Raw genomic sequence first — 6,814 nt, 5'->3', positions numbered from 1 at the left:
GAAGATCTCCTCGTTGCGGGCCTCGCGGCGGAAGGCCTGGACCGCCCGCACCCCGCCCATCGACTCCACGAAGTGGACGATGACGAGGGCGACCTTCTCGCGGGTCACCCGGTACGAGCGGCCCGACGCCGTGCGGAACCAGTTGGTCAGCAGGGCGAGGAACGGCCCGCACAGCAGGGCGACGGCCCCGAGCTCGAGGTCGAGCCAGAGGAGGATGCCGGCCGTGCCGACGAGCGTCAGCGCCGCCGTGACGAGGCCGTCGAAGCCGGTCTCGAGCATCTCGGAGATGGCGTCGACGTCGGAGGTTTGCCGGGAGATGACGCGGCCCGAGGTGTAGGTCTCGTGGAAGGCCGGGCTGAGCGCCTGGAAGTGCCGGAACACCCGGCGCCGCAGCTCGACGAGGACGTGCTGGCCGATCCGGCCCTGGAGGACGAGGAAGCGTCCCCGGGCGACGGCCTGGACGGCGGTGGCGACGAGCACCGCGCCGACGATGCCGAGCAGCGGCCGCAGGTCGTCGTCCTGCCGGATCGGCGGGATGCCGACGTCGATCCCCTCCTTGACGAGGTAGGGGATCGACAGGCGGGCGACGTTCTCGGCGAGCACGACCGCGACGACGACGAGCAGCATCCGCCGGTAGGGGACGAGCAGCTCGCGCAGCAGCCGGCGCGCCCCACCCGGCGACCCGGCGGTGAGCGACTCGGCGGTGTCGTCCGGGTGCTCCCCGAGCTCGCCCCGCCAGCCGGTCCGGACGTCGCTGGCGTCCGTCAGGGCCGCGGCGTCCTCGGGTGCCGCCCGGTCCGCGGTGTGGCGGTCCGTGCGCGGACCGCCGGTGCGCGTCGGGGCCCTCACGAGCGCGCCCCCACGGGCTCCTGCGCGTCCGCGGCGAGCAGCTCGCGGTAGGCGGGGACCGTGGCCAGCAGCTCCCGGTGCTGCCCGACGTGGGTGACCGTGCCGTCCTGGAGCAGCGCGACGCGGTCGGCGAGCAGCACGGTGGAGGCCCGGTGCGCGACGACGAGCCCGGTGGTCGAGGCGAGGACCCGGGTCAGCGCCTCTTCGACGAGCCGCTCGGTGTGCACGTCGAGCGCGGAGAGGGTGTCGTCGAGGATGAGCACCGCCGGCCGGGCGAGCACGGCCCGGGCCAGGGCGAGCCGCTGGCGCTGGCCTCCGGAGAGCGCCATCCCCTGCTCGCCGATGCGGGTGTCGAGGCCGTACGGCAGGTCGTGGACGAACTGCGCCTGCGCGACCTCGAGGGCCTGCTCGACGTCGGCGTCGGAGGCGTCCGCCCGGCCGAGGGTGAGGTTCTCGCGGGCGCTCATCGAGAACAGCGTCGGGTCCTCGAAGGCGGTGGCGACGAGCGAGCGCAGGTGGTCCAGCCGCAGGTCGCGGACGTCGACCCCGTCGATGGTGACCCGCCCGCCGGTGACGTCCCACAGCCGCGGCACGAGGGCGGTGAGCACGGTCTTGCCGGACCCGGTGGCACCGACGAGGGCCACGGTCTCGCCCGGGGCGATGTCGAGGTCCACGCCGCGCAGCACCGGCTCGTCCGGGCTGTCCGGGAAGGCGAAGTCGACCTGCTCGAAGCGCAGCCGCCCCCGCGGCTCCGCGATGACGGCCGGGCCGCCGACGATGGCCGGGCGGGTGTCGAAGATGTCCAGCAGCCGGGCGGACGCGGTCATCGCCTCCTGGCTCATCGCGAGGATGACGCCGAGCGCGCTCACCGGCCACACCAGGCTGAGGAGGAGGGTGATGAAGGCGACGAGCTCGCCGGTGGAGAGGTCGCCCCGCCCGACGCCCACGGCGCCGAGGCCGAGGACGGCGACGACCGCGAGGTTGGGGATGACCCCGAGGAAGGTCCAGAAGCGTGCCGACATCCGGACCTTGTCCATGCTCGTCGCGAGGAGGCGCTCGGCGCCGGCCTCGTACTGGCGCGACACGTGCTCGGCGCGGCCGAAGGACTTGACCACGCGGATGCCGACGGCGCCCTCCTCGGACAGCGTCGCGAGGTCGCCGCGCTGGTCCTGCACCGCGCGGGACACGACGACGTAGCGGCGCTCGAAGCGCATCGAGAGCCAGATGATGGGGACGGCGGCGCCGGCGACGACCAGCCCGAGCGGCCAGTACAGGTGCAGCAGCACCGCGGTCGTCGCGACGAGCTGGACGGCGTTGCTGAGGAGGAACAGCAGCCCGAAGCCGCTGAACCGGCGGATCGAGGCGAGGTCGGTCGTCGCGCGGGAGAGCAGCTGCCCGGACTGCCACCGGCTGTGGAAGCCCATCGGCAGGGTCTGGAGGTGGGCGTAGAGGTCGTGCCGGAGAGTCGTCTCGAGACCGAGGACGGCCTTGGACTGCACCCAGCGCCGGACCCAGACGAGCACGGCCTCGAGCACCCCGAGCCCGAGCGCCAGCCCGGCGAGGGGCAGCAGCGCGCCCTGGTCGCGGTCGGTGACCGGCCCGTCGATGATCGCCTTCGTGACCAGCGGGATGGTGATGGCGAGCGCGACGCCGCCGAGGGCGGCGACGAGCATGACGGACAGGGACCACACGTAGGGCCGCAGGTACCCGCGCAACCGCCACAGCGACCGGACGTCGGCCGGTGGTGTCGCGTCCGGGTCGGGGCCCAGCAGGTCCGGCGGGGCGGAGGTGCTGGAGGACATCGCCTTCGACAGTACGTCGCGCCACCGACATCCCCCGCACCGGTTTCCGCCCGGCCCCGCGCCTGCCGAAGGTGCGCGCACCCGGGCGGGTCCGGGCAGCGGCCGACCCGGCCCCGAGGGCGCCGCGGTCAGGAGAGGGCGGCGGCCAGGGACTCCTCGAGGACGTCCATCGCCTCGTGCAGCAGGTCCTCGCCGATGGCCAGCGGCGGCAGGAAGCGGAAGACGTTGCCGTAGGTGCCGCAGGTCAGGGTGACGACGCCGCGCTCGTGGCAGCCCCGGCTGACGGCGGCGGCCAGCGCGGCGTCCGGCTCCCGGGTGTCCGGGTCGGAGACGAGCTCCATCGCCATCATCGCCCCGCGCCCGCGGACGTCACCGACCTGCGGGTACCGCCGGGCCAGCAGCGACAGCCGGTCGCCGAGGATCTTCCCGAGGTCCCGGGCCCGTCCGGCGAGGTCGTCCTCGGCCATCGACTCCATGGCGGCGAGGGCGGCGGCGCAGGCGACCGGGTTGCCGCCGTAGGTGCCGCCGAGCCCGCCGCGGTGCACGGCGTCCATGACCTCGGCGCGCCCGGTGAGCGCGGCCAGCGGCATGCCGCCGGCGATGCCCTTGGCCGTCGTCACCAGGTCGGGGACGACGCCCTCGTGGTCGCAGGCGAACCAGTCCCCCGTGCGGCAGAACCCGGTCTGCACCTCGTCGGCGACGAGCAGGACGCCGTGCTCGCGGCACCAGTCGGCGAGCCCGGGCAGGAACCCCTCCGGCGGGACGACGAACCCGCCCTCGCCCTGGATCGGCTCGATGACGACGGCCGCGGTGTTCTCGGCGCCGACCTGCGTCGTGATGGCGTCGGTGACGACCCGCAGCGCGTCGGCCGCACACGCCTCCGGTCCGCCGGGCCAGCGGTAGGGGTAGGCCATCGGCACCCGGTAGACCTCGGGCGCGAACGGGCCGAACCCGTGCTTGTACGGCATCGACCTGGCCGTCATCGCCATCGTGAGGTTGGTGCGGCCGTGGTAGGCGTGCTCGAAGACGACGACCGCCGGACGGCCGGTGGCCACCCGCGCCACCTTGACGGCGTTCTCGACCGCCTCGGCGCCGGAGTTGAACAGCGCCGACCGCTTCTCGTGGTCCCCCGGCGTCAGCGCGTTGAGGCGCTCGCAGACCGCGACGTACGGCTCGTACGGGGTGACCATGAAGCAGGTGTGGGTGAAGCGGCGGACCTGCTCGGTGACGGCCTCGACGACGCGCGGGTTGCCGTTGCCGACCCCCGTGACGGCGATGCCCGACCCGAGGTCGATGAGCTGGTTGCCGTCGGCGTCGCGCAGGATGCCGCCCGCGCCCTCGGTGACGTGGACGGGCAACCCGACGCCGACGCCCGCGGCCACCGCGGCCGCCGTCCGGGCCTGGAGCTCGCGCGAGCGCGGGCCGGGGATCTCGGTGGCCAGGACACGTCGCTGTTCGAGCATGGCGAGCAGCATATCCGCGGCGCCGACCGCGCGGAACCACGGAATCCGTCGTCGAAACGGTGTCGGGTCGTCGATCCGAACATCCCGGCACCGGCCCGCGTCGACGGACGTTCACGGGGGTATGACCGAGGCACATCCGTCGAGAGGAGATGGCCGTGGCCGGACGCGAGGACCCGGGACCGTCGGTGAAGGACGCCGACACCTACGAGGCCCTGAGGGACCAGGGGGCGAGCAAGGAGAAGGCGGCACGCATCGCGAACGCCAAGGCCGACCCCGGGCGCGAGGACCCCTCGAGCAAGGGCGGCAAGCACCCGCCCTACGAGGAGTGGACCGTCGACGACCTGCGCGACCGGGCGGCCGAGCTCGACGTCGAGGGCCGCAGCTCGATGACCAAGGACGAGCTCGTGGAGGCGCTGCGCTCGCGCTGAACGTGGCGCGTGACGTCGGTCCGCGGGCCCCGGCCGGCGGCCCGGACACCCCCCGGAGACGGAGAAGGCGCCCGGGAGCTGCGTGCAGGGGGTTCGCAACTCCCGGGCGCCGGTTCCGGGCCCGGTCCGCGGCGGTCGAGCCGCACCGGGACGCGAGTAATGTACCTGCTCGGTCCTGGTTCGCGGAACCGAATCGGACACGTGTCGAACGTCGAGGGGAGAACCGGTGAGACTGCTGCTCGTCGAGGACGAGCGTCCGCTCGCCGCGGCGCTGGACGACGCGCTGCGCGAGGCAGGGTGGGTCGTCGACCTCACCGAGGACGGTCGTGAGGGCCTGCGACGGGGTGTCGCGGGGCAGTACGACGTCATCGTCCTCGACATCATGCTGCCGGGGATGAACGGCTACGACGTCCTCAAGCACCTGCGCGACAACAAGGTGTGGACCCCGGTGCTCATGCTCACCGCGAAGGACGGCGAGTTCGACCAGACCGACGCCTTCGAGCTCGGGGCCGACGACTACGTCACCAAGCCGTTCAGCACCCCCGTGCTGCTCGCCCGGCTCCAGGCGCTCGCCCGCCGCGGCGCCCCGGAGCGGCCGGTGGCGATGACCGCCGGCGGCCTGAGCCTGGACCCGACGACCCGGCGGGTCACCCGGGAGGGCAAGGAGATCCAGCTGACGGCGCGCGAGTACGCCCTGCTGCACCACCTCATGCGCCGGGCCGGGCAGGTCCAGAGCAAGGCCGAGATCCTCGAGAACGTGTGGGACTCCGACTACCCCGGCGCCGACAACGTCGTCGAGGTCTACATCGGGTACCTGCGCCGCAAGATCGACACCCCGTTCGAGACCAAGGTCATCGAGACCGTGCGCGGGATGGGCTACCGGCTCAATCCTCTGCAGACGACCGCGGCACCCTGACCGAGAAGCGGCACCAGCCGTCGGGGCTCTCGGTCGCCTCTACCCGGCCGTCGTGGGCGGCGACGACCTCGGACACGATGGCCAGGCCCAGGCCCGTGCCGCCGGTGCCGCGGGTGCGGGAGTCGTCGAGCCGGACGAACCGCCCGAAGACGCGCTCGCGGTCCTCGGGGTCGATCGGTGGGCCGTCGTTGTCGACCGTGAGCACGGCGTCGGCGTCCTCGTGGGTGAGGGCGACGCGCACCGTCGACTCCATGTGCCGGCCGGCGTTCTCCAGCAGGTTGCGGATGACCCGGCCGAGCCGCTGCTGGTCACCCTCGACGCGCACCGGCTCGACCGAGACGTGGATCGGCATGCCGCGGGCCCGCTGGACGCCCGTCTCCCCGAGGACGACGTCGTCGAGGTCGATCTCGGTGCGGTTGAGGACCATGGCGTGCTCGTCGGCCGAGGCGAGGGTGAGCAGGTCGTCGACGAGCACCGACAGCCGGTCGACCTCGGCGGACGCGCGGTCCGACACCTGCCGACGCTCGGCGGCCGGCCGCTCCTCGGCGAGCCGGTCCAGCAGCACCCGGATCGTCGCCAGCGGGCTGCGCAGCTCGTGCCCGGCGTCGGCGACGAAGGCCCGCCGCGAGGCGTCGGCCCGCTTCATCCGCACCAGGAGGTGGTTCATCGTCTCGGCCAGCCGCGTCAGCTCGTCGCGGCCGGCGGGGACGGACAGGGTGCCGCGGGACCCACCCGTCGCGGCGATCGCCTCGACCTGGTCGCGCATCCGCTCGACGGGGCGCAGCGCCTGGCCCACCGCGAAGGTCGTCACCGACGCGAGCAGGGCGATGAGGCCGACCGCCCCGATGAGCGCGAACTCCGTCGCCTGGCCGAGCGCGGTCGACTCCACCCGGGTGGGGACGGCGACGAGGACGGTGTAGTGCCGGTCGTCCTCGCTCACGGCGTCGGCGGCCGCGACGACGTACGCGCCCTCGGGCTGGCCGGCCACCGCGTCGAGCTTGCCGACCGAGACCTGTCCCGGGACGAGCCGCGTGGTGACCATCGGCTGGTCCGGCGCGCCCCCGGAGGAGCTGACGACGAGGCCGCTCGCGGGGTCGACCACCTGCACGAGCCGGTTGCCGTCGACGACGGCGTGCCGGCCGAGGAGGTCCGCGACGCCGTGCACCGACAGGTCGGCCTGGAGCTCGACGGCCTCGGACCTCGCGACGTCGCGGGAGGACGCCTCGAGGACCTGGCCCAGCGAGAAGTAGACGATGCCGGCCAGTGCACCGCTGACGAGGACGACAATCGGCAGGGTGAGGGCGAGGATGCGGCTCCTCAGGCCCAGCCGGACGCGCATGTCCGCAGTGTAGGTGC

6 protein-coding genes are annotated in these 6,814 nt (G+C 73.8%); 2 read left to right on the top strand and 4 right to left on the bottom strand.

The window, feature by feature from the left end:
- The 3 genes from EPD83_RS19455 to gabT form a co-directional block, all read right to left on the bottom strand.
- Window positions 1–849 (bottom strand): ABC transporter ATP-binding protein (locus EPD83_RS19455; protein ID WP_235950740.1); only part of this gene is annotated, 849 nt, incomplete at its 3' end.
- On the bottom strand, window positions 846–2,651 hold the full coding sequence (locus EPD83_RS19450; protein ID WP_128365805.1) for an ABC transporter ATP-binding protein: 1,806 nt from the start codon (window positions 2,649–2,651) through the stop codon (window positions 846–848). The genes EPD83_RS19455 and EPD83_RS19450, both read right to left, overlap by 4 nt.
- A gap of 128 nt (window positions 2,652–2,779) precedes the next feature.
- Complete coding sequence (gene gabT / locus EPD83_RS19445; RefSeq protein ID WP_165567029.1) at window positions 2,780–4,114, bottom strand: 4-aminobutyrate--2-oxoglutarate transaminase; 1,335 nt, start codon at window positions 4,112–4,114, stop codon at window positions 2,780–2,782.
- 155 nt (window positions 4,115–4,269) lie between these two features.
- Between gabT and EPD83_RS19440 the strand changes: the two genes are divergently transcribed.
- On the top strand, window positions 4,270–4,542 hold the full coding sequence (locus tag EPD83_RS19440; RefSeq protein WP_128365803.1) for a DUF7218 family protein: 273 nt from the start codon (window positions 4,270–4,272) through the stop codon (window positions 4,540–4,542).
- Between the two features lie 226 nt (window positions 4,543–4,768).
- Window positions 4,769–5,458, top strand: coding sequence for a response regulator transcription factor (locus EPD83_RS19435; protein WP_128365802.1), 690 nt, complete (start codon window positions 4,769–4,771; stop codon window positions 5,456–5,458).
- On the opposite strand, the gene EPD83_RS19430 is transcribed toward EPD83_RS19435, so the two are convergent.
- Window positions 5,427–6,797: a sensor histidine kinase gene (locus EPD83_RS19430; protein ID WP_128365801.1), complete on the bottom strand. Its 1,371-nt coding sequence runs from the start codon at window positions 6,795–6,797 to the stop codon at window positions 5,427–5,429. The two genes, EPD83_RS19435 and EPD83_RS19430, sit on opposite strands and share 32 nt — an antisense overlap.
- Window positions 6,798–6,814 lie beyond the last annotated feature (17 nt).

The sequence above is a fragment of the Phycicoccus flavus genome (genome assembly GCF_004025965.2).
Lineage (GTDB): Bacteria > Actinomycetota > Actinomycetes > Actinomycetales > Dermatophilaceae > Phycicoccus > Phycicoccus flavus.
Note: the sequence above shows the minus strand (reverse complement) of the source record. Positions and strands in the feature narration are given on the sequence as shown.

Bases quoted from the DNA above. Each gene is read 5' to 3' on its own strand.
- EPD83_RS19450 (WP_128365805.1), bottom strand. From the start codon at position 2,651: ATGTCCTCCAGCACCTCCGCCCCGCCGGACCTGCTGGGCCCCGACCCG.
- gabT (WP_165567029.1), bottom strand. From the start codon at position 4,114: ATGCTCGAACAGCGACGTGTCCTGGCCACCGAGATCCCCGGCCCGCGC.
- EPD83_RS19430 (WP_128365801.1), bottom strand. From the start codon at position 6,797: ATGCGCGTCCGGCTGGGCCTGAGGAGCCGCATCCTCGCCCTCACCCTG.